The organism is Nocardioides sp., assembly GCF_035576065.1.
GTDB lineage: Bacteria > Actinomycetota > Actinomycetes > Propionibacteriales > Nocardioidaceae > Nocardioides.
This window is the reverse complement of record NZ_DATLWX010000042.1, coordinates 39,067-64,011: the sequence shown is the minus strand read 5'-3', so window position 1 is coordinate 64,011 and position 24,945 is coordinate 39,067. Positions and strand designations below refer to the sequence as shown.

Sequence of the window (24,945 nt, the reverse complement as noted above, 5' to 3'; positions counted from 1 at the left end):
ACGGTGACGGTCAGCTGCCGCCGCCACCGGCCTTGCGGCGGTGCATCTTCGGGGCGGCGCCACCCTCCACCTCGGAGCCGTGGGCCTTCTCCGGGGTCGGGCCATCCTGGTGGACGCCCTTCTCCTTGTTGTTCTTCTTGTCCAGCGCCTCGCGCATCTTGGCCTTGAGGTCTTCGTTCGACATGAGCGGATCCTCTCCTCGGTCAGCACCAGCCTGCCAGTCCGCTCCGCCGTTGGTCGAGTGGGTTATGTCGCCGTCAGGTGCGAGGGCTCGCATCCCGTAGGTTCCGTGCGTGCGCCATACCCTCCGCTCGATCCTGACGACCCTTGCCGTCCTCGTGATGCTGGCCGTCCTCGCCGGCTGTTCGGACGACAGCTCGGACGGCGGCGGGTCGTCGGAGACCGTCACCATCAAGGACGCCGGCCTGACCTTCGAGATGCCCGCAGGTTGGGTGGAGCTGGACGTCGATACAGCCCGTGCAGCCTCCACGGACAAGAAACTGATGGCGGAGCTGGTCGAGAGGCACGGCCCGGACACCGAGCGGTCGCCGGTCATGATCTTCATCAGCACCACCGGGATCCCCGGTGGCACCGAGCCGGTGTTCGTCGCCTCGGCCAAGGGGGTGGACAACGGTGTCCTCTCCAAGATGTCCGTGGATGTGCGGCCTGTGGACGGCGAGATCTATTCGATGTCCGACATCGAGGCGACCTACCGCAGCGGCCCGATCGGGGTTGACTACGTCGAGCTCACCGAGGTCGACACGGCGGTCGGTTCAGCGATCCTGACCGGGTTCGCATCAAGCCTCAAGGACCCCGTCCATCATCAGGCTCAGCTCATCGTGCAGACGGACACCACCGCTACGACGATCAACATCCTCACCGACGACCGCGACAAGTCCCAGCGAATCGCCTCCGACCTGGCTGACAGCCTCCAGCCGCTCTCGTGACGTACCTTCCATCCCCATGACCCAGATGAGCCGTCGACCGTCGGGCAGCCCGCCGTACTGGTCCCCCGGCACCCAGATCATGTGGCGGGAGGGGTCAGGAGCGCTGGGCACCGGTGCGCCGGTCGCGGACCTCGCTGTCCCCCACTTCGCCCAGCCGGTGACCGTCGTGCGTGACGACGCCGACGCCCTGGTCGCGTGGCTGCCCGTCGGCACGCCGGTCCTGCGGGCGGCGCGCGCCGACGGGTTGGACAAGCGAGCCGACCTGAGCACCCTGTTCACCGCCGAGGTCGTCCAGGACCACGGCGTGCACGCCTGGTTCGACCAGCTCCGGGTGGCCCCGACCGGGCGACCGTGGTCGGTCTGGGTGTTCTTCGCGGAGGGCACCGGGGAGTTCGCAGGGTGGTACGTCAACCTCGAGACGCCGCACGTACGCGACGGGGACACCGTCTACACGACCGACCACGTGCTCGACGTCGTTGTCGACCCTGATCGCTCGATGCGACGCAAGGACGAGGACGAGCTCGAGCTCGCGGTCGCCCAAGGCGTCTTCGACCCCGCCGCAGCGGCAGCGATCGAGGCGGACGCTGCCGACGTCGAGGCCGTGGTATCCCGCTGGGGTCCCCCGTTCTGCGACGACTGGGAACGATTCCGTCCCGATCCCGAGTGGCCGATCCCCGACCTGCCTGTCCTGCCGACCCGATGACGCCCGAGCACCCCGGGGCCAGCGGCCGCGCCGCCGTCCTGGCGTGCCTCGCCGACCGCATCCTCGCCATACCGGCACGCCGAGTGGCTGTCGACGGTGTGGATGGCGCCGGCAAGACCGTGTTCGCGGCCGCGCTGACGCGCGCGCTCGAGGCACGCGGGGCCACGGTTGTCGCCGTCTCGGTCGACGACTTCCACCACCGTCGCGGGGTGCGCCACCGGCTCGGGAAGGACTCACCCGTTGGCTTCTGGCTCGACTCCTACGACTACGCCACCTTCCGCTCGGACGTCCTCGATCCGCTGGCACCGGGTGGCAACGGTCGCTGTCGCACGGCCTCCCACGACCTCGAGAGCGACGAGCTCGTGGCGGGCGGCTGGGTCACCGCACCGCCGGGCGGCGTGCTTCTCGTCGAGGGGATCTTCCTGCACCGCGACGAGCTGATCGACTGCTGGGACTTCTCGATCTTCCTCGACGTCCCCTTCGAGGTGACGGCCCGGCGGATGGCGGATCGGGACGGGTCGGACCCCGATCCCGACCAGCCGAGCATGCGGCGGTACGTCGAAGGGCAGCGCATCTACCTGCGCGAATGCGACCCACGGGCCCGCGCCGCCGTGGTCATCGACAACACCGATCCTTCCGTGCCGGTCTGGTAGACCTGCCCGGGACTCACAGCTTCCGCGACGACGAAGGGCATTCAGTGGCCAGCTCGACGATCATGAACCGCCGCGATGTGGAGTTCCTGCTCTACGAGTGGCTCGACGTCCCGGCCCTGGTCGAGCGGGAGCGCTACGCGGACCACAGCCGGGAGACCTTCGACGCCGTCCTGGACCTCAGCGAGCAGCTGGCGACCCACCACTTCGGGCCCCTCAACGCCATCGTGGACGCCAACGAGCCCTTCGTCGGTGACGACGGCAAGGTCGTCCTGCCGCCGGAGCTGACGCGGGCGCTGGCGGCGTACTCCGCATCCGGGCTCAGCGCGAGCATCTTCGACGACGCCGTCGGCGGCATGCAGCTGCCGTTCGTGGTGCACATGGCGGCCACCAGCTACTTGATGGCCGCGAGCGTCGGGGCCTCGGCATACCCGTTCCTCGCCGCCGGCAACGCCAACCTGATCGTGACCCACGGCTCCCCCGAGCAGGTGGCCACCTACGCGCTGCCCATCATCGAGGGACGCTGGTACGGCACCATGGCGTTGTCGGAGCCGCAGGCCGGCTCGTCGCTCGGTGACATCACCACCCGCGCAGTGCCACAGGGCGACGGCAGCCACCGCCTCACCGGGTCCAAGATGTGGATCTCGGCCGGCGACCACGAGCTCGGGGGCAACATCGTGCACCTCGTCCTCGCGCGCACCCCGGACGCCGCCCCCGGCACCAAGGGCATCTCGCTCTTCATCGTCCCCCGCTTCCTGGTGGAGGACGACGGGTCGCTCGGAGAACGCAACGACGTGGCGCTGGTCGGCCTCAACCACAAGATGGGCTACCGCGGCACCACGAACACCCTGCTCAACCTCGGCGAGGGCTTCACCACGCCCCGCGGGGCACCGGGTGCCGTCGGCTTCCTCGTCGGGGAGGAGGGCCGCGGCCTCACCTACATGTTCCACATGATGAACGAGGCCCGGGTGGGGGTCGGTGCCGGCGCGGTGGCGCTCGGTTATACCGGCTACCTCCACGCCCTCGAGTACGCCCGCGTCCGGACCCAGGGCCGGCCGGTCGGCACGAAGGACCCGGCCGCTCCTCCGGTGGCGATCATCGACCACCCCGACGTGCGACGGATGCTGCTGGCACAGAAGGCGTACGTCGAAGGCGGGCTCGCGCTCGTCCTGTTCTGCGCACACCTCGTCGACGAGGAGCGGACAAACCCCGACGCCGCGGCTGCCGGTGAAGCCCGCGCGCTGCTCGGGCTCCTCACCCCGATCGCGAAGTCGTGGCCGTCGCAGTGGTGCCTCGCGGCCAACGACCTCGCCATCCAGGTGCACGGCGGTTACGGCTACACCCGCGACTACCCGGTCGAGCAGTTCTATCGCGACAACAGGCTCAACCCCATCCACGAGGGCACCCACGGCATCCAGGCCCTGGACCTCCTCGGCCGCAAGGTCGTGGAGGGTGGAGGCACGGCTCTCAACGTGCTGGGTGCCCGCATCGCCGCCACCGTTGCTACAGCCCCCGAAGCCGGTGGCGAAGCGGCTGTCCACGCCGTCTTGCTCCAGGCCGCGTGGGACGACGTCCTCCGCGTCACCGCGGCCCTGTGGGAGAAGCTCGATCCGGAGCTCGCCCTGGCGAACGCGACCCTCTATCTCGAAGCCTTCGGCCACGTCGTCGTGGCCTGGCTGTGGCTCGAGCAGCTCACGGCCTGCGGCACGCGTGAGGGCCACTTCTACGACGGGAAGCGGGCGGCTGCGCGCTTCTTCTATGCGTTCGAGCTGCCCACCATCGGCCCCAAGCTGCGGCTGCTCGAGAGCCTCGACACGACGACGCTGGACCTCGACCCCGACGTGCTCTGAAGTTCTTCCCCAAGATCTACAGGGTGGTCGATTTCGGGCCCTCAGTGTCGGTGGTCCCTGCTTGGCTTGTCTCATGACAGCGACCGCCACCACCGCGACTCTGCCGGACTCTCCGGCCGAGGTGCTGGCTGCGTTGCGGTCCGAGCAGGACCTGCGGCGGGCCTCCGACGTCAGGTCGATGCAGCTGGCCGCGCACTGGGTCGCGCTGCACCCGGCCGCGGATTCGGAGGACCCTGCCGGGTGCTTCCAGTCCCCGAAGACTCTCGCCGGGGAGGGCTCCCCGGCCATAGACGAGTTCTGCATCCCAGACGTCGCGACCAAGCTCGGCATGACGTGCGACTCGGTCGGGTCCTACCTGACTGACGTCATCGAGCTGCGCTACCGCTTGCCCCGGTTGTGGGCCGGGGTCCTGATGGGTGACGTGATGCCGTGGCGGGCCCGGGTGATCGCACAGACCACAGTCGACCTCACGCCGGAGGCGGCGGCGTTCGTGGACATGCAGACCGCGTGGTGCGCCAACCGGCTCACTCCGTCGCAGCTGATGAGGCTGGTGGCCCACGCCCGGGCCAGGTTCATGCCCGAGCTGCTGGCAGCGGAGGTCGAAGCCGCAGCAGACAAGCGGCACGTCACGTTCATCACCGACCAGGTCTCCTTCGAGGGCACCATGCACCTCGAGGCCGACCTCGACGTCCCCGACGCCCTCGGCCTCGCCCGAGCGGTCGCAGACGGTGCCGCCCGTCTTGCTGACCTGGGCTCGACCGACACCCTCGACGGGCGCCGCGCCACCGCCCTGGGTGACCTTGCCCGCCACCAGCTCGCGTTCGGGTTCAACGACCCTGACGCCGACGCCCGGCCGACTTCGAAGCAGCCGGCGACGACCCAGATCGTGCTCCACGCCCACCTCTCCGCCGACGCGATTCTCCGCACCAACCCCGACGGGGACGAGTACCTGAGCGGGTACGTCGAACAGGCCGGCCACCGCGGCCTGGCGGCCGACCAGATCCGGGACTGGTGCGGACGCCCCGACGTCCAGGTCACGGTGAAGCCCGTCATTGACCTCCACCAGCGTCTCGAGACGGCCGGCTACACACCGACCGGCCGGATCCGCGACCACGTCATCGCCCGGGACCGGACCTGCGTCTTCCCGTGGTGCGGACGCAACGCGCGCAGCTGCGACCTCGACCACGTCGTCCCGTTCGACCACACCGACCCCACCCGCGGTGGTCCCACCAGCACCGACAACCTCGCCCCGTTGTGCAGGCGACACCATCGCCTCAAGACCCGGGGTCGCTGGCGCTACCGCACGACCGACCCCGGGGTGTTCATCTGGACCAGCCCGCTGGGAGACCAGTACCTCCGCGACCACACAGGATCCCGACCGATCGGCCCGACCGGGCCCCCCACCCGACAGCTGACTTCCCTGCCCCACACCCCGCAGAGCACGGCCTGCGGGGGCCACAGGCATGTCGCGCGGGGTGACAACGACCGCTCACCGGTCGACGTCAAGCGATTTCGTGCCTTTCCCCGAAATTGGGGACCGGGCCACGGCTGTTGCTGTGCTGTTGCCACAGGTGCGGAAGCATGGCCTCCAGAAGGCTTCATCGGGGGCACACAGATGGGTGTCCACCCGAGTCGACCGCAATGGGGGTGTTCGCGTGTATGACCAGTTCGACGTGAGCCTCGAGGATGGCGATCTCCTTGGCGAGGTCGAGCTCGTGACAACGCTGATGATCGCGGCCAGCGAGTACGAAGGCCGCATGCCCATGAACAAGCTGGACGAGCTGTTGGGACTGACGCCCGAGATGCCTGTCAGCGGTCTGTCGCGATGGGGAGCGACGACCGGCCGAGGTCGTTGACGACCACACGCCCGCCTCGGATGAACACGGCGATCATCGTTCCGATCACCACGCCATTGAGCAGGTGCCAGCCGAAATGGGTGCCGAGCGGCAGGGACGCGCAGAGCTCACGGTCGACGGTGCGCAGGGCGAGGGAAAGGATGAAAGTTGCGGCACCCAGGAGCATGCCGATGGCTGCGCGCTGGTCGCGGCGTGCCACCAGGGCAGCCATCAACACCATAGCCGCAGGTATGGGGGCATAACCGATCGACCCGTTCAACGTGACGCCCACCGCCCCGCCGAGCGCGATGGTCGCCGCGGTCGCCATCACGAACGCGGCCGCAGTCGCAAGGCCCGCCCACCGCGGTGCGTTGAAGAAGCGAACGACGGCGAATCCGATGAACAGGAGCACGAAGCCCCGGATGGGCCAGACGTCCGCTTGCAGCGCCCAACGTGTTGCGTGGGTATGGAAGAGGTACGACCCGATACCAATGCTGCCGGCGGACAGGGCGAGAAGGAGCGCGGCCTTGTCATTGGCCGCACGCGCCATACGCCAGGTGATGACGGCGACCACCATGAACGACAGGTTGGACACCGCATTGAGCGGCTCGGACCAATAGCTCGCGTCTGTCCGTTCGCAATAGCCGTCGACGACATCGGTCCAAGTCACGGGGGTCAGGTTAGGCCCGCGGCGCCCGCGCGTCCGTTTTCGCTCACGCACACGGCAGTGCGATAACCTCCGCCGATGATGGACGTCGGGTTGGTCGAGCTGATTTTCTTCTTCGTGTTGTGGACAGTCCCCGCTTTCGCCGTGTACTGGATCATCCGACTGGGCGTGCGGCACGGCACCTTGGACGCCTACCGCATCGACCGGACCGACCAACGGATCGCCACGATGAAGGCCGATCTACGTCGCCGCGAGGTTGCGCCCGACGAGGTCGACCGGGCCTGAGCCTTCCGGGGCACGTGAAGCGTCGGATCCCCCACCGACACGAGCAGCCGCTGGCTCCGTCGAAGGCGTCCTTCCACTCGACACAGCGGCTCTCTCTAAGGTGAGCCATCATGCGTCTCCTCGTCACCTTCGTCGGCGGCCTCGGCCACCTGGCTCCGCTGCTCCCGCTGGCACGTGCGGCACGCGACGCCGGGCACCACGTGGCGATCGCCGGGTCGGGTGGGCTGGTCCCGCGGATCGAGGAGGCCGGGTTCACCGCCTTCGCGACCAGCCCGCGGCCGCACCACGACCAGACGCGTGCGAGCCGGGGCCGGACGCCGCTCGAGGTGATGGATGCTCGCGCGACCGAGCTCGAGTTTGCTGACAACTTCGCCGACCGGGGCGCACGTCGGATGGCACTGGCCGTGCCGGACGTCATCCGCGCCTACAAGCCCGACCTCGTGCTCCGCGACGAGACCGACCTCGGTACGACGATCGCCGCCCAGCTGCTGGACGTGCCTGTCGCCAGCCACCTCGTGCTGGCCGCGGGCTTGCTGATCCGGCCAGAGCTGGTGGCCCAGCGCCTCGACTCCATCCGCGCTGAACACGGCCTACCGCCGGACCCCGAGCTGACGCTGCTGACCTCCGGCTTGGTGCTGACCGATGCGGCGCCCTCGTTCCGGAGTCCGATGTCGCCGATGTCCCTGAGCCCGACGCACTACAGGTCCTTCGTTGCGCCGAGGGCGACGTCGCGCTCCGGCCGGCCGCGGGTCTACGTCACCCTCGGCACGATCTTCAACACGGCGTCGGGCGACCTCTTCGAGCGCCTCCTGGCCGGGCTCGCCGGCCTCGACGCGGACATCATCGCCACAGTCGGACGAGGGACCGACCCCGCAGACCTGGGGCCCCAGCCGGCCCACGTGCGGGTGGAACGATTCCTGCCGCAGGGCGATGTCCTCACCGACGTCGACCTGGTCATCTCTCATGGCGGTTCAGGAAGCCTGATGGCGACGCTGGCCCATGGGCTCCCGTCCGTGCTCCTGCCGCTGGGCGCAGACCAACCGCACAACGCGATGCGCGCCCACGAGCTGGGTCTGGCTGCCACCCTCGACGCGGCGACCGTCACCCTCGAGGAGGTCGGGGCATGCGCCCGCGAGGTCCTCGCCGATGACGACATGCGCGCGCGGTGCGTCGGCGTCGCCGACGAGTGGCAGGCACTGCCGGGCCCGTCGGCCGCTCTGGCAGCGCTGGAGGAGGCCGCGCGCTAGACGTACGCCACAATCACACCCGTGTGGACCCACGAACCCCCCGGCTACGACTGCCCCTTCTGCCGGATCCAGGAGGGCGCGTACAACGAGCGCAACCAACCCGGCGACGTCGTGGCCGTGACCGACCTGGCCTACGCCCGGATCTCGCCGAAGTGGTGGCCGGGCAACCCGGGAGCCGCCCTCGTCATCCCGCGGGCACACGTCGAGAACCTCTACGACATCCCGGCTGACGTCGGTCACGCCGTCTGGGACCTGACGGCGCTCGTCGCCCGCACGATGCGGCGGGCCTACGACTGCGACGGGATCTCCACCCGGCAGCACAACGAACCCGCCGGGAACCAGGACGTCTGGCACCTGCACGTCCACGTCTTCCCGCGGTACGCCGATGACCGGCTCTACGTCCGGGACGCAGAGTCCGCCTACGTGGACGCCGCAGAGCGCGAGCCCTACGCCGAAAGACTGGCCGCCGAGATCGGACTCCCGCGCACCTTCGACGCGTAGCTCGGGGAGATCAACCCAGGGAGGCGCAGAGCAAGTCGTACGTCTCGCCCACAGACCCTTCGATGCTAGGGATCACGACCGCGTCCGGCCGCTCGAGGAGGAGCGTCGTCAGCGCCGCGTGACAGCGCCGCAGCGCCGCCTCTCCCCCGTTGGCCGCGACGATGGTGCGGACCTGCCCGTGCCACGGGTCGGCAGGCGCGTCGGCCCCTCGACGACCGAACCGGGCAATGGCCGAGTCCTCGGAGTCCATCACGAAACGCTCGACGTACTCCGCCCCCACGTCGGTGGCGCAGCCCGAGAACCTCGCCAGCTCCTCCGGGCTGAACAGCATCTGGGGCAGCACCACGTCGTTTCCGGCGGCCAGGTAGGCGCTGATCATCGCGAGCGCGGAGGGCCGGATGAGCGCACCGGCACCGGCGAAGTCGTCCTCCCACCCGCCGATCAACGTCCGGAGCACGTCGATGTCGCAGTTGAGCACGCCCGGGTGGTCGGCCACGTAGCGCCTGGCCAGCGTCGACTTCCCGATCCCCGGCGGACCGTTCAGGTGGATCAGCCGGGCCACGCGACCACGTTCACTTGGTCAGCACCAGGATGCGCCCGGCCAGCTTGCCCAGCATCGGATAGACCTGCCAGAGCGAGTCACCGAGCATCACGTCGTACGCCGCATCGCCGAACGCCGCCCGATAGCGGTCCGGGTCCCGTCGCAGCCTGGCGAGGCGGAGCAGCGCCTGGGAGGCACGGCCGGACTCCTCCTCGGCGTGCTCGCCCCACTCGGAGGCCACGTCGAGGTCCGCGTCGACCTGCAAACCGGACCGGGCGATCGCCACGTCGGTGACGACCCGCTCCATCGAGGTCGGAACCACCCCCATCACCGGGAACAGCACAGCGGCCTCGGAGTCGATGAGCAGCGGGGTGGCCACGAGCTGATAGACCAGCGCTCGGCCCCCCGGCTTCAGGACCCTGGCGATCTCGGCGTACGCGTCATCCAGCGACGTCACGTGGACGAGCACGTCGCGGCACCACACCAGGTCGACCGACGCGTCGGCGACGGGCAGGTCGGACGCGGTCCCGCGGCTGAAGGAGACCCGGGACGAGATCTCGTCCGGCTCGTCACGACGGGCCTCGCGCGCCAGGTCGAGGTGGCGCTGCACCGGGTCGACGCCCAGCACCTCGAACCCGAAGTGGATCGCGAGGCGCACCGCGTGCCTCCCCTCCCCGCAGCCGACGTCGAGCGCCACCGAGTCGGGTGGTAGGTCGAGCTCGCGCACGACCTGGAACAGGATGCCGGGGCCACGAGGGGCGAGCGAGATGTCGGCGAGGGCGCCGAAGGCCTCCTCGATGCGTGGGTAGTCGTCGTAGAAGAATCGCGGGTCGAAGCTCACGACTCGTCCCCCTCCCGGATCTGCTGGGCCAGGAACCCGGCCAGGCCCGCCATGGCTGCGTCCAGGACCGTCGAGTCGTCGATGGTGGCCGGGTCCACGCCCGGCACGTCCACCGGCGCCAGGTCGTCCCACGAGCCCGTCGGGGTGATCCCGAGGTCGGTGAGGGCGGTGACCATGTGGGCGGCATGGTCGCGCACCCACGGAGCAACGGACAGTCCGATGGCCGGCTCGGCCGCCTTCCGGGCGGCCAGCACCTGCTTGGCCAGCACGCCCTTGCGCAGGTCCGTCCCCTCGGGGAACGGCAGTCCCGCCTCGGTGAGCAGCTCGTTCAACCGCCGGACGACCAGGGTGGACGCGGCACCGACCGACTCGTTGTCCAGCCGCGCCGGAGCGAAGCCGTCCGGCGGCGTACGCAGGATCGAGCAGAAGCGCTCCCACAACAGATCGCGCGGAGCGCCGGGCGGCGGCACCGTCACCACCGACACCGGCGCGAGCTCGCCCCACGTCCGCGCGATGCGCACGAGGTTCTGCTGGCGCCAGAAGGTCCGACCGGCCTCCGGGGGATCGCCAGCAGAGCGGTGCCCCGGTCGCCACGCCTCGATGCCGGCCAGGTAGTCGGCAAAGGTCCAGGTGCGGCCGTTCTGCACCGTCTCCTGCCACATCGCGGCGATCGAGCGGTTCAGGTCGCGGGCGGTGATCACCACGTCGACCTGGTGCGAGGGGAAGGAGTCGAGGACGCGGCGGGCCACGGCCGGACGAACCGGCCCGAGGTATTCCATCGAGATCACGGACGTGCCGTCGTGGGCGTTGACCTTGCCGGCCATCTTGGCCCACTGCTCCTCACCCGAGCCGAGGACGTCGCGCGCCGCCATCACCTGCGAGAGCCAGTTCAGCCCCGGGACGAGGATGCCGCGGTCCGACAGCAGCATCTTCTTGTTCGCGAAGAGCCGCGACTGGATGAACGAGGTGCCCGACTTCATCACTCCGACGTGGAGCACGAGGCGTTGCTGCCCGGGCGACATGCGCGCCACCCTATCCAGAGCCGGGACGGTTCAGACTCAGCCCTTGAGCTTGTAGTCCTTCAGCACGCTGCGGCCGATGATCATCTTCTGGATGTCCGAGGTGCCCTCGCCGATCAGCATGAACGCCGCCTCGCGGTAGAGCCGCTCGATCTCGTACTCCTTGGAGTAGCCGTAGCCGCCGTGGATCCGGAACGACGCCTCGACGACCTCGTTGCAGTACTCGCTGGCGAGCATCTTGGCCATCCCGGCCTCGACGTCGTTGCGCTCACCCTTGTCCTTCGTACGCGCGGCGCGGACCATCATCGTGTGCGCGGTCTCGACCTTGGTCGCCATCTCCGCGAGACGGAAGAGGATCGCCTGGTGCTCGGCGATCTTCTTGCCGAAGGTCTCGCGCTGCTGGGAGTAGGCCACACCGAGCTCGAAGGCCCGGTTGGCGATGCCGCAGGCGCGGGCCGCGACGTTGACGCGGCCCACCTCGACGCCGTCCATCATCTGGTAGAAGCCCTTGCCGGGCTCACCACCGAGGATCTGCTCCGCTGCGATCGGGTGGTTCTCGAAGATCGCCTCGGTGGTGTCGACGCCCTTGTAGCCCATCTTGTCGATCTTGCCGGGGATCGTCAGGCCGGGCGCGGTCTCGCCGAAGCCGGGCTCCTTCTCCACCAGGAAGGTCGTCATGTTCTTGTAGACCGAGTCGGCGCCCTCGTCGGTCTTGACGAGGACGGCGATCAGCGTGGACGAGCCGCCGTTGGTCAGCCACATCTTCTGGCCGTTGATCGTGTAGTTGCCGTCGTCTCCCAAGGTGGCCTTGGTGGAGATCGCGGCCACGTCGGAGCCGAGCGCCGGCTCGGACATCGAGAAGGCGCCCCGGACCTCGCCGGTCGCCATGCGCGGGAGGTACTTCTGCTTCTGCTCCTCCGTGCCGTGCTGCATCAGCATGTAGGCGACGATGAAGTGGGTGTTGATGACGCCCGAGACGCTCATCCAGCCGCGCGCGATCTCCTCGACGCAGAGCGCGTAGGTGAGCAGCGACTCGCCGAGGCCGTCGTACTCCTCAGGGATCATCAGGCCGAAGATGCCGAGCTCCTTGAGCCCGTCGACGATCTCCTGGGGGTATTCGTCGGCGTGCTCGAGCTCAGTCGCCACCGGGATGATCTTCTCGTCGACGAACTGACGCACTGCCTTGAGGATCTCCGTCTGGTCCTCGGTGAGTCCGTCGGTCTGGCACAGGCGACCCATGGGGCGTCCCTTCAGTTCGTTGCTCGGAGCGTGGTGGCTACTCGACGGTAGTTTAGGCAGGTGGGCAGGGACTGGGTCGGCCGTCCGGCATGACAGTCGTCACACGCCGCGGATGGCCTGGCGCAGTCTGGCGAGCCGGGTCGGCGGCGGGGTCGGCGGCGGCCCGGACGATGACGGCTTCCGGTCGGTCCGGCGCTGGAGGTCGCCGAGCAGGGTGGCCACGAGGTCCAGCGCCACGTCAGCGACCTCGGTGTCGGTGACCGACTGCGGGTTGCGCCGGGGCGGCAGGTCGTCGGGCACCAGCAGCAGGTCCACGTCGCCGACCACGTCGTACGCCGCAGCGCGGACCAGCTCCACCGCGCGGGCGCCTCGCCGGCGGGCGTCCTCGACCTGGTCGGACGCCGGCCAGAACGGCTCGCCTCCGCGCGGCACGAGTCGCTCGTCGGCCAGGAAGGAGCGCAGCCACACCCCGCGGGCCCGCGCGTTGTTGAAACCCTTGAGCCGCTCGTTGACCCTACGCAGCGTCTCCGCCTCGATCAGGCCCATCGAGGAGTTGGCGAACCCGCGCGACGTGTCGCACGTGTCGGGCTCGATGCCGAGCACCCCGGCGAAGCGCTCCCACAGCACCTCACGCCCGGAGCCCGCCGGCGTGGGCGTGATCAGGTGCAGGCGCTCGGGCGCGACTGCGGGCGCCCACCGCTGGAGCACCAGCCCGAGGTCGAGGGAACGCCAGTCCCACACGTCGCGCGGGTCGTCGGACTCTGTGCGTCCGTAGTCGGCCAGCGGGGTGGTGGACTTGTTCTTGAGAGACTCCTGCCAGCTGCTGGTGAGCAGGCCGAGCGGGTCGCGCGCGGTGACGACGACGTGGACCTCGGCCGGAGCGAGCTGGCCGACCATCCGCTGCGCCTGGTCGGCCGACGCGGCACAGAAGAACTCGTGGCTGATGAGCGCGTTGCCGTCCCAGTCGGCGATGTCCGCCAGGATCCGGTCCCACGCCTGGGGGGCGTCGGGTCCGCGCCGGGCGACGCCGGGATCGTCGCGCACGATCATCGAGGCGAAGAGGTGGTCGCTCTTGCGTGCCCCCGGCAGCAGCAGCCCCGCGTCGCGCAACTCCGCCCGACCCGGCCAGGCGATCGCCTGCAGGTAGGACGTCCCGGTCTTGGGCAGCCCGATGTGGACGAAGACCTCGGTGCTGGCAGAGATGGGCACGTCCTAGGAGCCCAGCTCGTCGACGTACTGCTGCAGCTTGGCGGGATCGGCACCGGGCAGCAGCTCGGTGACGAGGTCGAGCAGCTCCGCGAAGCGCTGGTGCAGCACCGCCCCCTCCTCGACCCGCGTCGTCAGGGTCGCGACCTGCGACTCCAGCTGGGCCACGCGGGCCTCCAGGTCCTTGTTGGACATCCTCATTGCCACTCCACCTCCAGGCGGCAGGACCGCCAGCTCATGCCCTTGGACAGCTCTTCGCCATAGCCGTAGTCGATCGCCTGTCCCACCAGGTCCACCCGGTCGGTGACCACTCCACCACGACCGACGACGTCGGCGCTCACGGCCGCCACGTCCAGCGCCCGCGTCAACGACGGTCGACCTTCGCGGTCCTCGATCTCCTCGGTGAGGAACTCCAGATGCACCCGGTCGCCCGGCCGCAGGACCATGGAGACGAGGCGCCAGAAGTTGTCGACGCCGTAGGTCGACGTGGAGTCGATGAGGTGCCGCGCAAGCACGGTGCGCGGCCCCGGGCGCGAGGCGAGCAGCGCCCCCCACGACAGCACGTGCCGCAGCTCCAGCAGGTTCATCGTGCGCAGCTCCAGCGGCCAGCCCTGCTCGAGCGCCGCGGTCCGGACGAACTGCATCGCCACGTCGGAGTAGTCGAGCCCGACCACCCGCCGGCCCTGCTTGGCCAGCCACCGTGAGTCGCGCCCCCGCCCGCAGCCGAGGTCGAGGACCCACGCATCCGGGTCCTCACGCTCGTGCAGGTGCCGGGAGATGTCGTGGGGCGGCTGGTACGGCGGCAGCAGCCGCGCCAGGCCGTAGCGGTGGTCCCACGCCGCGCGATGGAGGCGGGTGCCGCGGAACCACTCGTCGAAGCGGCGTTGCACGTCCGGGTCCTTGACGTACTGGAAGGCCGGGTCCGGCACCCGCCAGCCTGGTCCGTAGGCGGCAGCCAGCAGCCGCTCGGGATCCGCCGGGGCCGGCAGCTCGCGTCCGTCGAGCGTCACCGTGCCGAGCGGGAAGATCCACTCGCGCTGGTACGGCTCCCAGATCTCGCCGAGCAGAGCCAGGTGCCCCTCGGCGAAGAAGCCGCCGAACACGTCCAGCCCGCGCACCGACCCGTCAGCGTCGGGCACGTCGATCTTGAAGGCTCCACCGCTGTGGCGGCTGGTGGCACAGCCCTGACGCTCGACGGCGCGCTGCACGCGGTGCGACTCGCGGATCACGTCGATCGGGTGGGTGTGCCGGCTGACGTAGCCGACGTCGGCGTCGTTGTCGTGACCCAGGAAGGTCCCCTCGCGCACCGCACCGAGCAGCGTGCCGTAGGCCGGGAACGCCGCCAGCCCCTGCTCGTGCAGCAGGGCGAGGACGGTCTCGAGGGCGTCGAGGAGCGGGGTGAGCTCGCTGCGGTCCTTGGTCTCGAAGGTCTTGACCAGCTTGCCGTACATGTCGATCCCGAGCAGTGCTCCGTCGCGGCCGACCACGGTCAGTCGGCGGTCCTCGGTGCCGAGGCGGACCTCGTCGTCGAAGACCGACGTGCCGTCACCGAGGGCGAGGCCGAGGCGGGTGGTGCCTTCGAGGTGCAGCGTGAGCCGCTCCGGCCAGGCGATCCGCCGACGTGGCCCGTCGACGGAGCTGTCGCGCACCGACCAGAACGACCAGATGCGCCGGCCGTCGAAGGAGAGGTTGCACAGCACGTCCTTCTCGGCCGCGAACGTCAGGCCGTCGTCGTCGACGCGCACCTCGCGGATCACCGACACATCCCCGGGACTGGTCATGCCGCCGTCACACCCGGCCGAGGAACCGGTCCGGGATCCGCACGAACGGGCGGTTGCGCATGGCCTGGACCTGGCCACCGCCGACGGCGCGCCAGATGTCGGGAGCGCTCTGCTCGACGATGCTCGCGAGCTTCTGCAGCGGCGGACCGAAGGGCTTGATCGCGTCGTGGTCGATGTCGGCGGTGATCTCGTCGAGGAGGTCGACCATGTCGCCCCCGCTGCGCTCCCAGCTCGTCCGGGCGGCGCGCCCGTCGGTGCGGAACATCTCGTGGCGCTTGTCGGCCACGGCCTTGAGGTGGTCGCGGTCGGCGAACTTCATGTGGAACATGAAGAGCTCCGGGTCGACCTCGAAGGGGCAGCGGATGCCGTGCGACGCGAGCGCCCAGTTGGCGGGCTCCCACTTCAGCGACGGCTTGCACATGAGGGGAAGGAACTTCGCCAGCCGTCGCTGCCCCAGGATCGGCTCACCCTCGACGAGCGGGGGCTCGGTTGCCACGTCGTGGACCAGGTTGAGGCCCATCACCCCGACGGCCCGGCGGTCCGGCCGGGCAGCCACGAAGTGACGCAGCGACTCGTGGATCTTGGGGTCCGCGACGATGAACTCGTCGACGTCGCAGAAGATCGCTGCGTCGTACGCCTCGAGCAGCCCGGCCGAGAGGCCGCCGAGCAGCCCCATGCGGGCCGGCTCGAAGGACTTCTTGGTCAGTGGTGGGATCCGCAGCACGGGACAGGGCAGGTCGTCGGTGGACCCGTCGGAGCTGTTGTCGTCGACCACCAGGAGGTTGTCGGCCCCCACTTCGCGCGAGTAGTGCTCCACCCAGCGCCTCAGCATCGTGCCCTCGTCGCGGGCCATGGTGATCACGGCGACGTGCGGGAGACTCATGGGTTCCCTCCTTGGGCCCGGCGCCGCGCGTTGCGGCGACGCAGCCGCTGGCGGTGCTTGTCCTCGCGCTCCATGCTGATCTGGGTCATCCGGGCCAGGCCCTCCATGGCTGCGTCGAGCTGCTGGGCGAGGGAGACCTGGTCGGGGTGGATGCCGCGGACCGGCTGGGGCAACAGCTCGTCGAGATCCCCGACCACCCGGTGTCCCTGCGCCCGCAGTGCGGTCACCTCGGCCGCACCGCGCTTCATCACCCAGCGCTCGTCGAGACCCAGGGTCGGCTCACCCTCCCGCGCGACGAGCCCGCGCTTGGTGAGCAGGTGCTTGACGAGCAGGTCGTAGAACCGCTGGTCGGCGGCAGGCGTGCCGTCTCGAGCCAGGATCTCGTTGAGGTGTCGCAGCGTGATCGCCGTGGCCAGGCCGATCGACCGGTTGGCGCGCACGTTGAGCTCGAAGGCGGCCGGGTCGAGCTCGAGGACCTGCGCGAAGCGCTCCCACAGCAGGCTGCTCGACGCCCCCTTGGGCGGCACGGTCATCACGGTGAAGTGCTCGGGGCCGACCACGTCGCTCCACCGACGGGCGATCGTGGCCAGGCCCTGGTGGTTCCAGAAGTTGCGGGCGACCGGCGACACGTTGTCCTCGGAGCGTACGGCGGCAAGGTAGTCGTCCCAGGTGACGGCAGACCCGTTCTGCACCGACTCCAACCACATGGCAGCGATGTTGCGGGCCAGGTCGCGCCCGGTCAGGACGACGTCCAGCCGACCGTGCAGCGCATCGCGGATGATCTCGATCTTCGGGGTCATGCGTGGCGCAAGGAACTCCATCGACACCACGGACGTGCCAGGGCTGGCGTTGATGTCGTCGACGAGCCGTTGCCACGCGCCGGCCGGCTCCAGCGGGGGCTGCTTCGGCCCGCCGTGGGCAGCCAGGTCCTGCACGGCCGCCACCTGGTCGCGCCACTTCTCGCCGGCGAACGAGATGCCGTGCTGGGCCAGTGCGTCGCGGTTGTTGCCCAGGACGTTCTGGATGAAGCTGGTGCCCGACTTCATCGAGCCGATGTGGAGCACGACGCGCTCAGCCACGCGAAACTCCCTCCCCTTGATCGGCACCGTCGCAGCCGGCCCCGGTTGGCCGGTAGTGCGGTGCTGCCGGGGCCGACCCTATCGAGTCGGCCCCTCGGGTCGCAGGATCAGGGCAGGCGGACGTCGACGAGGGCCATGTTGTGGTCGGTGACCAAGCTGAGCAGCGGGGGCCGGGTGTACTCGAAGTTGGCGTAGGAAGCCTCCGGCGAGCCGAAGATCCAGTCGACCCGCATCCGGCTCGGGGGGTTGGTGCACCTGCCGGTGGCGTCGTCGTACGCACCACCGAACGGGCTGACCAGGTCGGTCTTCTCGAGCACCTTGCAGAGGATCTCCCGCTTCTCGTTGTGGTCACCGATGTAGAACACCGGGGTGCCGGTGGCGCGCAGCTCGTTGATCTTGGCGACCTGCACGTTGACGGCCCGCTGGCGCTTGAAGGCGTAGTCCCAGGGCGCGTTGTGCACGTTGATGACGTAGATCTCCTTGCCCGTCACCCGGTGCCGCAGCTTCACGACGGGGCGCGGGAGCTCCTTGCTGATGAACTGGTTCATCATGGTGCTCGCCTCGACGAGCTCCCAGACGCTGGTGCGCCACGCCATGGCCGCTTCGGCGAAGTCGTCGCCGGCCTCGGGGCGCGGGTAGACGTCCCAGGTGCCGCGCGCGGCCTTGAGGAAGTGGAACATCTGGTCGGAGTTGGCCTCCTGCATGCCCATGATGTCGACCGCGCTGGCGTCGAGCTGGTCGGCCATCCAGCCCATCCGGGTGGTGGCCGGGCCGAAGGAGTCGTCGTGGGCGTAGGCGCGGGTGTGGTGGTTGCCCAGCGCGTTGACGGTGGCGATGCGGAAGTCCGTCACGCCAGCGGGGTCGGCCGGTGGCAGCGGCTCCACCTCGATCGGCGAGATGCTGCTGGTCAGGGTCCCGTTGCCGAGCTGCGCCCGGTCGTTGGCGCCCCAGCAGGTGGGTCCGGCGCTGTTGATGCCACACACATGACGCCAGCCTGCCTCGATCTGGGACAGGCCAGTCGGGCCCGCCACGGGCTCTGCCGTGAAGGGCACGGTCCCATCGCCGATGAGGCCGTAGGCGTTGTTCCCCCAGCACCAGGCCTGACCCTTGTCGTCGAGCAGGCACGAGCCGCCCTCGAAGGTGGTGATGTCGACTGCCGTGCGGCCGCCGATGACGAGCTGGGGGGTGGCGGTGGTGGTCACGTTGCCGTTGCCGAGCGCGCCATAGGTGTTGCGACCCCAGCAGTAGACGGCGCCGGCGGTGGTGCGCGCGCAGGTGTGGGTCCAGGAGGTCGAGACCTCGGCCCAGTCGGTCGACGTACCGACGCGGGTCGGCTTGTCCTTGCCGCCGTACGAGCCGATGCCGAGCTGGCCGAAGAGGTTGCCGCCCCAGCACCACAGGGAGCCGTCGGTCTTGGTGCCGCACACGAAGCGGCTGCCGACGTGGACCGAGGCCCACTTGCCGCCTGGGAGCTTGACGGGCTTGGCGGACTGCTTCGCCTTGACCTTGCCCAGCTGGCCCGCCGCGTTGTCGCCCCAGCAGTAGAGCTTTGCCTGGCTCGTGATGCCGCACGTGTTGAACCAGCTGGCGTTCACGCTCTGCCACTTCGTGTTCTTGCTGACGACCACCGGCTTGGCGCGCACCTTGGTGGAGCCATCGCCGACCTGGCCGCGGTGGTTGACTCCCCAGCAGAAGAGCTTGCCGCTGTTCTTGATGGCGCAGGTGGAGGCGCCTCCGCTGGACACGCTGCGCCACTTGTTGCCGCCCATCACGCGCTGCAGTGCCATCACGTCCGGGCCGACCTTGCCGTCGCCGAGCTGGCCGTACTGGTCACGGCCCCAGCAGAGCAGCGAACCGTCTCCGGGGAGCTGGCAGCCGTGCTCACCGCCGCTGGACACGGTCTCCCCGGCGTTGCGCCGCTTCCGGACCGGAGCCTGCTGAACGTCCTGCGATGGGGCAGCGGACTGCACCCCGCTCAGCTGGACCGACCCTGCACCAGCATCAGCCGGCACGGTCAGGGCGAGCGGCGTGAGCAGGCTCGCGAACAGGGCGATGAGGGCGATGGGCGCCTTCATGGCAACCTCCGGGATAGACAGCACAGAGCAAGGGACAACATCAGTAACACCAGTCACGGTAGTTCACGAATGCAACAGGGACCAGACCGCGACCGGTCTGGCCCCTGCATTACTTGACGCACGAACGCGCGTTGGAGTTGTCGAGCGACACCGCAACCTGCTCAGAGAGCCGGCTTCATCGCTCCCATGCCCATCTCCTCGCGGATCTGGGCGTAGGGGTCGAACCCGAGGCGCTGGCGCAGCACGATCAGCTTGATCAGGTCCTCACCCTGCGGCGGCGGGTTCTTGTAGAGGTAGTTGATGAACCTCGAGTAGTCCTCCTCGAGCGACTTGCTGCGGATGATGAAGCCCTGCTCGTCGGAGAGGGTGCTCATGCCCGACCAGTTGGCGCTGCCCTGGTAGACGATGTGCGAGGAGCGTTTGCCGTCGTAGTGACCGGAGATCGTCAGCGCCTTCATGTGGATGTAGCGGTCGACGTACCCGTCACCGTTGGTGTCCTCGAGGATCGTCTTCTTCGGGATGTCCTCGAGGTTCGTGCGGGACAGGTTGTTCAGGACGCCGTAGACGAGCTTGATCTTGCAGCCGCGCTCGTGGAGGTTGCGGAGCTTGGCGGAGACCGCCGAACCGGGCTTGCCGTTGAAGACCGCCTGCGACACCCGGATGACGGTGTAGCCGTTCTTGCCGGCGTCACCGACGGCACCCTTGCACTTCACCTTGTCGAGCATCCTGATGACGTTGTAGTTGCTGAGCTTGCCCATGTTGGGGAAGAACCAGCCCGAGTAGTTGCCGTCCTCGAAGGTGTGGAACGCCTTCTTGATGGGCTTGTCGCGCGACATCTGCTTGAAGACCTTGGTGTAGTTGTCCCAGGTGACCTGACGGTTCGAGATGGTCAGGAGGTCGTTCCACTGGACGTACGCCGCCGCGTCGGTCAGGTTGGCCGAGGTCGACATGACGACGTTGTTGACGCCGCCGGTGCGGCTGAACATGAAGAACTTGCCGTGCTGGATGCCCTCCTTGCCGCGGCAGGAGTTCAGGCAGGTGCGGAACCAGCTGGTCATCTCCGGGTCGCGCTTGGCGTTGCCCCTGGCGAGGGCGTCACGCGTGCGCGGGTAGAAGCTGCCGGCCCCTTGGGACGCGGCCAGACCGTTGGCCATGATGACCCGGACGCTGACGCCGCGCTTGTGGGCGGCGATGATGTCGCTGACGAACAGCGCGTTGCTGTAGTTCCACGTCACCAGCCGGATCTGCGAGCCCTTGGGGCTGTTGGCGATCGCGTGGCGGATGTAGCGGTTGATCTTGTGGGACTTCTCGGCCTGCCGGGGCTCGTTGAAGCGCACACCGTCCTTGGGGCTCCACCTGCTCTTCGACTGGGGGGGCTCCTCGGTCGGCTCCTCGGTCGGGACCGGGGTGGGCGTCGCCGTGGTCGTGGTCGCCGTCGGCGCCGGCACCGTGGGTGTCGGCGTGGGCGTGGGCGTCGGCGTGGGCGTCGGCGTGGGCGTGGGCGTCGCGGTGGGACTGGTCCTGGCGACCTGTGAAGGCTGCTCGAAGGCGCTGGCCTGGGTGGCGAGCGTCGTCAGTGGCGCGACGACCGCCAGGACTGAGGCGGCGACCGTGATGGTCATGCGTGACTTCATGGTGATGACTTGTCCCCTTGGTGTGAACGTGGGCGTGCCGTTGGTGCTGTGATGTCGGCGACGCGGGATTCGTTGTCTCAGGCTTGGCAGGCAGCCAGGATCTGCTGGTATTCCTCGCTGGTCTCCAGGTCGCCGGCATCGGTGATCCGGTTGCCCTTGATGGCGAAGAACCGGCCGTCCTGCTCCAGGAACTTGGCGCCGTAGCCACAGGTCCGCTTGACCGGCTCGACGGTCACACCGTCGGTGGTGCACGCCGTGTAGTCCTTCGGGAGATCGGTCCCGTCGACCCACACGTCAGCGCACTCGGGCAGGGCGCCCGGCTCCGTCGATGCCGTGCTCGGCGACTCGGACGTCGGCTGCGAGGTGGGGTCGGCCGCCGAGTCGTCGGTGCCGGACTCGCTGCCGCATGCCCCGAGCACGGTCGCAGCGCACAGCGCCACGAGCGCGGAGGCGATCTTGGTCCCCAGAGTTGCCATGGGCCGATGGTAATTGACATCGCGGGCCCTGCCACATCTTCCGCGACTCCGGCCCGTCGCGTCGGGCTTCGACCGGCGCCGTCCCCGGTAGCCTTGGGTGCCATGAGCAGCAAGCCGACCAGGGTCTATCTGGCCCGTCTCGTGGGCCTGCCGATCTTCGACCCCCAGGGTGACCAGGTCGCCAAGGTGCGCGACATCGTCGTGGCCCTGCGCACGGAGGCACACCAGCCGCGGGTGCTGGGGATGGTCGCCGAGGTGTTCGGCCGACGCCGGATCTTTGTGCCGATGACCCGCGTCACCCACATCGACAGCGGGCAGGTCTACACCACGGGTCTGCTCAACATGCGGCGCTTCGAGCAGCGCCCGAGCGAGACACTGGTCATGGGACAGATGCTGGACCGTCGCGTGACCATCAAGGACACCGGCGTCCAGGGGACGGTCTACGACGTCGCCATGGAGCAGGCACGCAACCGCGACTGGGTGCTCTCGAAGGTCGCCGTGCAGGAGCCGTCCAAGGGCTTCCGGCGCAGCGGCCAGACCCACACGGTCGACTGGCGCGACCTCGAAGGACTGAGTCGACGCGAGGAGACCCAGGGTGCCACCCAACTCATCGCTGCTCTCAGCGAGATGCGACCGGCCGACGCCGCCAACGTCATCCACGACCTTCCTCGGGAGCGACGCTCGGCTGTCGTCGCTGCGATGGGCGACGAGCGCCTCGCCGACGTGCTCGAGGAGCTCCCCGACGAGGACCAGGTCGACATCCTCGAGCACCTCGACTCCGAGCGAGCCGCCGACGTCCTCGAAGAGATGTCCGCCGACGACGCGGCCGACCTCATCGCCGACCTCAGCCCGGAGACCGCCGCCACCCTGCTCGGGCTGATGGAGCCGGACGAGGCCGAGGACGTACGCCGCCTGATGTCGTACGCCGAACACACGGCTGGCGCCATGATGACGCCCGAGCCCGTGATCCTCTCCCCCGACGCCACCGTCGCCGACGCCCTGGCGCACGTGCGCAACCCTGAGCTCACGCCCGCGCTCGCAGCTCTGGTCTACATCTGCCGGCAGCCCCTGGAGACGCCCACCGGCAGGCTGCTCGGGGCAGCCCACATCCAGCGACTCCTGAGGGAGCCGCCCTCGACCCTGGTCGCGGCCGCACTGGACGAATCCATGGACCCGCTCCGCCCGGACGCGACCATCGACGAGGTGGCGGCGCACCTCGCGACGTACAACCTCGTCGCGGCGCCGGTGGTCGACGAGGAGGGACGCCTCCTCGGCGCGGTGACGGTCGACGACCTGCTCGACCACATGCTGCCCGACAACTGGCGCGACCGGGCCGTGCGGCCCGGCCCCATCGGCGGAGGTAGCGGCCGGTGAGCGAATCCCGCGCGCGCGTGCGCCTCGACCAGCCCCGCGACACCCGCCGGTCCCTCATGCCCCGGCCCAACTATGACGCCGACGCGTTCGGCATCTTCGCCGAGCAGTTCGCGCGGTTCATGGGCACCGCGAAGTTCCTGATCTACATGACGATGTTCGTCATCGTCTGGGTGCTCTGGAACTACCTGGCCCCACGAGAGCTCCGCTTCGACCCGTTCCCTTTCATCTTCCTGACCCTGATGCTCAGCCTCCAGGCGTCCTACGCCGCCCCGCTGATCCTCCTGGCCCAGAATCGCCAGGAGATCCGGGACAAGGTGATCGGCGAGCAGGACCGCCAGGCCAACGCCCGCGCCCACGCAGACATGGAGTTCCTCGCCCGCGAGGTCGCCTCGTTGCGGATGGCGGTCGGAGAGGTCGCGACCCGCGACTTCCTGCGATCCGAGCTCAGGGGCCTGCTCAACGACATCGAAGACCTGGCCCAGGGTGACGAGAAGGATGGTCCGGATGCCCGACCGGCGGGCTGAGGCGACCGCACGACTCGTAGACTCATCCCCATCATGAGCGCCCCCACTGTCGAGCAGGTCACCACTGCTCTCGCCCAGGTCAACGACCCCGAGATCAAGCGTCCCATCACCGATCTCGACATGGTGGACTCGATCACCGTCTCGGAGACCGGCGACGTCGCCCTGACGGTCCTGCTGACCGTCGCGGGCTGTCCGATGAAGGACACCATCACCCGCGACGTGACGGCGGCCGTCCACACCGTCCCGGGCGTCACCTCGGTCGACCTGACGCTCGGTGTGATGAGCGCCGAGCAGCGCGCCGGCCTCCAGGAGGTCCTGCGCGGCGGTCAGGCGCAGCGAGAGATCCCCTTCGCCCAGCCGGGGTCGCTGACCAAGGTCTTCGCGATCGCCAGCGGCAAGGGCGGCGTCGGGAAGTCGTCGGTGACCGTCAACCTCGCCATCGCGATGGCCAAGCAGGGCCTCAAGGTCGGGGTCCTCGACGCCGACGTCTACGGCCACTCGATCCCGGCGATGCTCGGCATCGCCGACGCGCGCCCGACCCAGGTCGAGGACCTCATCATGCCGGTCCCCACCCCGAGCGGGGTCTCGGTCATCTCCATCGGCATGCTCAAGCCCCGCCGCGACCAGGTGGTCGCCTGGCGAGGGCCGATGCTCGACCGGGCGCTCGTCCAGATGCTGTCCGACGTCTACTGGGGCGACCTGGACGCACTGCTCCTCGACCTTCCGCCCGGCACCGGCGACGTGGCCATCTCGCTGGGCCAGCACCTCCCCAACGCGGAGGTCGTGGTCGTCACCACGCCCCAGGAGGCGGCGGCGGAGGTGGCTGAGCGCGCCGGCACGATGGCCTCGATGATGCACCAGCGCGTCGTGGGGGTCGTGGAGAACATGAGCTTCCTGACCCTCCCCGACGGCTCGACGATGGAGGTCTTCGGCAGCGGTGGCGGCGACCGCGTGGCGCAGACGCTGTCTCAACGCTTCGGCTACGACGTGAAGGTCCTCGGCCGGATCCCCCTCGACCCGTCACTGCGCGAAGGTGGCGACGCGGGCAAGCCGATCGTCGAGTCCGACCCGACCGCGCCCGCTGCCGTGGTGCTGACTGCGGTGGCGGACGCCCTGGCCGGACGCAGCCGAGGCCTGGCCGGCATGCAGCTGGGCCTCACTCCGAGCGCAAAGTTCTGACCTGTGTTCGACATCGGGCTCCTCGAGGTCGTGGTCATCGCGCTCGTCGCGATCGTCGTCTTCGGACCCGATCGCCTGCCCGACCTCGCCAAGCAGGCCGCGTTCATGCTGCGCAAGGCCCGCAAGATGGCGCACGCCGCTCGCGACGAGCTGCGTGACGAGCTGGGTCCCGAATACGCCGACCTCGAGCTCCGCGACCTCGACCCACGCGCCATCGTCCGGCGCCACATCATCGAGGCGATGGAGGACGAGGACGAACGCCACGTCACCGAGCCCGCCCTGGCCGAGGGTCAGCTTCCGCCGTACGACGTCGACGCGACCTGATCCTCGAGCGGGGGCTTGTGGGGGCGACCTTCGACCACCGGCCGGCATCCTGAACCGGAAGCTGGCAGAACCACGACCCGCCGGC

The 24,945-nt window shown here is 69.3% G+C and carries 27 protein-coding genes; 13 read left to right on the top strand and 14 right to left on the bottom strand.

Annotated features, from left to right (window positions below):
• Positions 1–10: 10 nt before the first annotated feature.
• On the bottom strand, positions 11–184 hold the full coding sequence (locus tag VNJ48_RS18455; protein ID WP_325604807.1) for a DUF5302 domain-containing protein: 174 nt from the start codon (positions 182–184) through the stop codon (positions 11–13).
• A gap of 109 nt (positions 185–293) precedes the next feature.
• Here VNJ48_RS18455 and VNJ48_RS18450 point away from each other — a divergent pair, with 109 nt between their 5' ends.
• The 6 genes from VNJ48_RS18450 to VNJ48_RS18425 all read left to right on the top strand — a co-directional run bounded on the left by VNJ48_RS18450 (position 294) and on the right by VNJ48_RS18425 (position 6,006).
• Positions 294–947: a hypothetical protein gene (locus VNJ48_RS18450; protein WP_325604805.1), complete on the top strand. Its 654-nt coding sequence runs from the start codon at positions 294–296 to the stop codon at positions 945–947.
• Between the two features lie 16 nt (positions 948–963).
• On the top strand, positions 964–1,650 hold the full coding sequence (locus tag VNJ48_RS18445; RefSeq protein ID WP_325604804.1) for a DUF402 domain-containing protein: 687 nt from the start codon (positions 964–966) through the stop codon (positions 1,648–1,650).
• Entirely contained in the window at positions 1,647–2,303 is a 657-nt protein-coding gene (locus VNJ48_RS18440; RefSeq protein ID WP_325604801.1) for a uridine kinase, read from the top strand. Before VNJ48_RS18445 ends, VNJ48_RS18440 begins: the two co-directional genes overlap by 4 nt.
• Before the next feature lie 62 nt (positions 2,304–2,365).
• The gene (locus tag VNJ48_RS18435) at positions 2,366–4,150 is read left to right on the top strand and encodes an acyl-CoA dehydrogenase (RefSeq protein ID WP_325604799.1); all 1,785 of its coding nucleotides are present in this window, start codon (positions 2,366–2,368) and stop codon (positions 4,148–4,150) included.
• Between the two features lie 73 nt (positions 4,151–4,223).
• Positions 4,224–5,813, top strand: a complete 1,590-nt coding sequence (locus VNJ48_RS18430; RefSeq protein ID WP_325604797.1) for an HNH endonuclease signature motif containing protein — start codon at positions 4,224–4,226, stop codon at positions 5,811–5,813.
• Entirely contained in the window at positions 5,806–6,006 is a 201-nt protein-coding gene (locus tag VNJ48_RS18425; protein ID WP_325604795.1) for a hypothetical protein, read from the top strand. Before VNJ48_RS18430 ends, VNJ48_RS18425 begins: the two co-directional genes overlap by 8 nt.
• On the opposite strand, the gene VNJ48_RS18420 is transcribed toward VNJ48_RS18425, so the two are convergent.
• Positions 5,960–6,655: a ceramidase domain-containing protein gene (locus tag VNJ48_RS18420; RefSeq protein WP_325605051.1), complete on the bottom strand. Its 696-nt coding sequence runs from the start codon at positions 6,653–6,655 to the stop codon at positions 5,960–5,962. The genes VNJ48_RS18425 and VNJ48_RS18420 overlap by 47 nt on opposite strands.
• A 75-nt stretch (positions 6,656–6,730) precedes the next feature.
• Between VNJ48_RS18420 and VNJ48_RS18415 the strand changes: the two genes are divergently transcribed.
• The 3 genes from VNJ48_RS18415 to VNJ48_RS18405 all read left to right on the top strand — a co-directional run bounded on the left by VNJ48_RS18415 (position 6,731) and on the right by VNJ48_RS18405 (position 8,685).
• The gene (locus VNJ48_RS18415; protein ID WP_325604793.1) at positions 6,731–6,937 is read left to right on the top strand and encodes a hypothetical protein; all 207 of its coding nucleotides are present in this window, start codon (positions 6,731–6,733) and stop codon (positions 6,935–6,937) included.
• A gap of 110 nt (positions 6,938–7,047) precedes the next feature.
• Positions 7,048–8,184, top strand: coding sequence for a glycosyltransferase (locus tag VNJ48_RS18410; RefSeq protein WP_325604791.1), 1,137 nt, complete (start codon positions 7,048–7,050; stop codon positions 8,182–8,184).
• Positions 8,185–8,205: 21 nt separating this feature from the next.
• Positions 8,206–8,685 carry an HIT family protein gene (locus VNJ48_RS18405; RefSeq protein WP_325604789.1) on the top strand — a complete coding sequence of 160 codons (480 nt, stop codon included), beginning with the start codon at positions 8,206–8,208 and terminating at the stop codon, positions 8,683–8,685.
• Between the two features lie 10 nt (positions 8,686–8,695).
• On the opposite strand, the gene VNJ48_RS18400 is transcribed toward VNJ48_RS18405, so the two are convergent.
• The 12 genes from VNJ48_RS18400 to VNJ48_RS18345 form a co-directional block, all read right to left on the bottom strand.
• Positions 8,696–9,247 (bottom strand): AAA family ATPase, encoded by a 552-nt coding sequence (locus VNJ48_RS18400; RefSeq protein ID WP_325604787.1) that lies wholly within the window; start codon positions 9,245–9,247, stop codon positions 8,696–8,698.
• Positions 9,248–9,257: 10 nt separating this feature from the next.
• Positions 9,258–10,067 (bottom strand): class I SAM-dependent methyltransferase, encoded by an 810-nt coding sequence (locus VNJ48_RS18395; protein ID WP_325604785.1) that lies wholly within the window; start codon positions 10,065–10,067, stop codon positions 9,258–9,260.
• On the bottom strand, positions 10,064–11,089 hold the full coding sequence (locus VNJ48_RS18390; protein ID WP_325604783.1) for a hypothetical protein: 1,026 nt from the start codon (positions 11,087–11,089) through the stop codon (positions 10,064–10,066). The genes VNJ48_RS18395 and VNJ48_RS18390 overlap by 4 nt, the downstream gene beginning before the upstream one ends.
• Positions 11,090–11,125: 36 nt before the next feature.
• Positions 11,126–12,325, bottom strand: coding sequence for an acyl-CoA dehydrogenase family protein (locus VNJ48_RS18385; protein ID WP_325604781.1), 1,200 nt, complete (start codon positions 12,323–12,325; stop codon positions 11,126–11,128).
• Between the two features lie 99 nt (positions 12,326–12,424).
• Positions 12,425–13,534, bottom strand: a complete 1,110-nt coding sequence (locus tag VNJ48_RS18380; RefSeq protein WP_325604779.1) for a hypothetical protein — start codon at positions 13,532–13,534, stop codon at positions 12,425–12,427.
• A gap of 3 nt (positions 13,535–13,537) precedes the next feature.
• Positions 13,538–13,732 carry a DUF6752 domain-containing protein gene (locus tag VNJ48_RS18375; RefSeq protein WP_325604777.1) on the bottom strand — a complete coding sequence of 65 codons (195 nt, stop codon included), beginning with the start codon at positions 13,730–13,732 and terminating at the stop codon, positions 13,538–13,540.
• On the bottom strand, positions 13,729–15,312 hold the full coding sequence (locus tag VNJ48_RS18370) for a class I SAM-dependent methyltransferase (protein ID WP_325604775.1): 1,584 nt from the start codon (positions 15,310–15,312) through the stop codon (positions 13,729–13,731). Before VNJ48_RS18370 ends, VNJ48_RS18375 begins: the two co-directional genes overlap by 4 nt.
• 7 nt (positions 15,313–15,319) lie before the next feature.
• Positions 15,320–16,195 (bottom strand): glycosyltransferase family 2 protein, encoded by an 876-nt coding sequence (locus VNJ48_RS18365; protein ID WP_325604773.1) that lies wholly within the window; start codon positions 16,193–16,195, stop codon positions 15,320–15,322.
• The gene (locus tag VNJ48_RS18360; protein ID WP_325604771.1) at positions 16,192–17,274 is read right to left on the bottom strand and encodes a hypothetical protein; all 1,083 of its coding nucleotides are present in this window, start codon (positions 17,272–17,274) and stop codon (positions 16,192–16,194) included. The genes VNJ48_RS18365 and VNJ48_RS18360 overlap by 4 nt, the downstream gene beginning before the upstream one ends.
• Positions 17,275–17,381: 107 nt before the next feature.
• Positions 17,382–19,349, bottom strand: a complete 1,968-nt coding sequence (locus VNJ48_RS18355; RefSeq protein ID WP_325604769.1) for an endonuclease/exonuclease/phosphatase family protein — start codon at positions 19,347–19,349, stop codon at positions 17,382–17,384.
• 161 nt (positions 19,350–19,510) lie between these two features.
• Complete coding sequence (locus VNJ48_RS18350) at positions 19,511–20,971, bottom strand: phospholipase D-like domain-containing protein (protein ID WP_325604767.1); 1,461 nt, start codon at positions 20,969–20,971, stop codon at positions 19,511–19,513.
• 89 nt (positions 20,972–21,060) lie between these two features.
• Positions 21,061–21,459 (bottom strand): hypothetical protein, encoded by a 399-nt coding sequence (locus VNJ48_RS18345; protein ID WP_325604765.1) that lies wholly within the window; start codon positions 21,457–21,459, stop codon positions 21,061–21,063.
• 102 nt (positions 21,460–21,561) lie between these two features.
• Between VNJ48_RS18345 and VNJ48_RS18340 the strand changes: the two genes are divergently transcribed.
• From VNJ48_RS18340 to VNJ48_RS18325, 4 genes are read left to right on the top strand one after another with little or no spacing between them, the layout of a single operon-like run.
• A complete protein-coding gene (locus VNJ48_RS18340; RefSeq protein WP_325604763.1) occupies positions 21,562–22,833 on the top strand; it encodes a magnesium transporter MgtE N-terminal domain-containing protein in 1,272 nt (423 codons plus the stop codon).
• Positions 22,830–23,357, top strand: coding sequence for a DUF1003 domain-containing protein (locus tag VNJ48_RS18335; RefSeq protein WP_325604761.1), 528 nt, complete (start codon positions 22,830–22,832; stop codon positions 23,355–23,357). Before VNJ48_RS18340 ends, VNJ48_RS18335 begins: the two co-directional genes overlap by 4 nt.
• A gap of 33 nt (positions 23,358–23,390) precedes the next feature.
• A complete protein-coding gene (locus tag VNJ48_RS18330; protein WP_325604759.1) occupies positions 23,391–24,536 on the top strand; it encodes an Mrp/NBP35 family ATP-binding protein in 1,146 nt (381 codons plus the stop codon).
• Positions 24,537–24,539: 3 nt separating this feature from the next.
• Positions 24,540–24,860 (top strand): sec-independent translocase, encoded by a 321-nt coding sequence (locus VNJ48_RS18325; RefSeq protein ID WP_325604758.1) that lies wholly within the window; start codon positions 24,540–24,542, stop codon positions 24,858–24,860.
• Positions 24,861–24,945 lie beyond the last annotated feature (85 nt).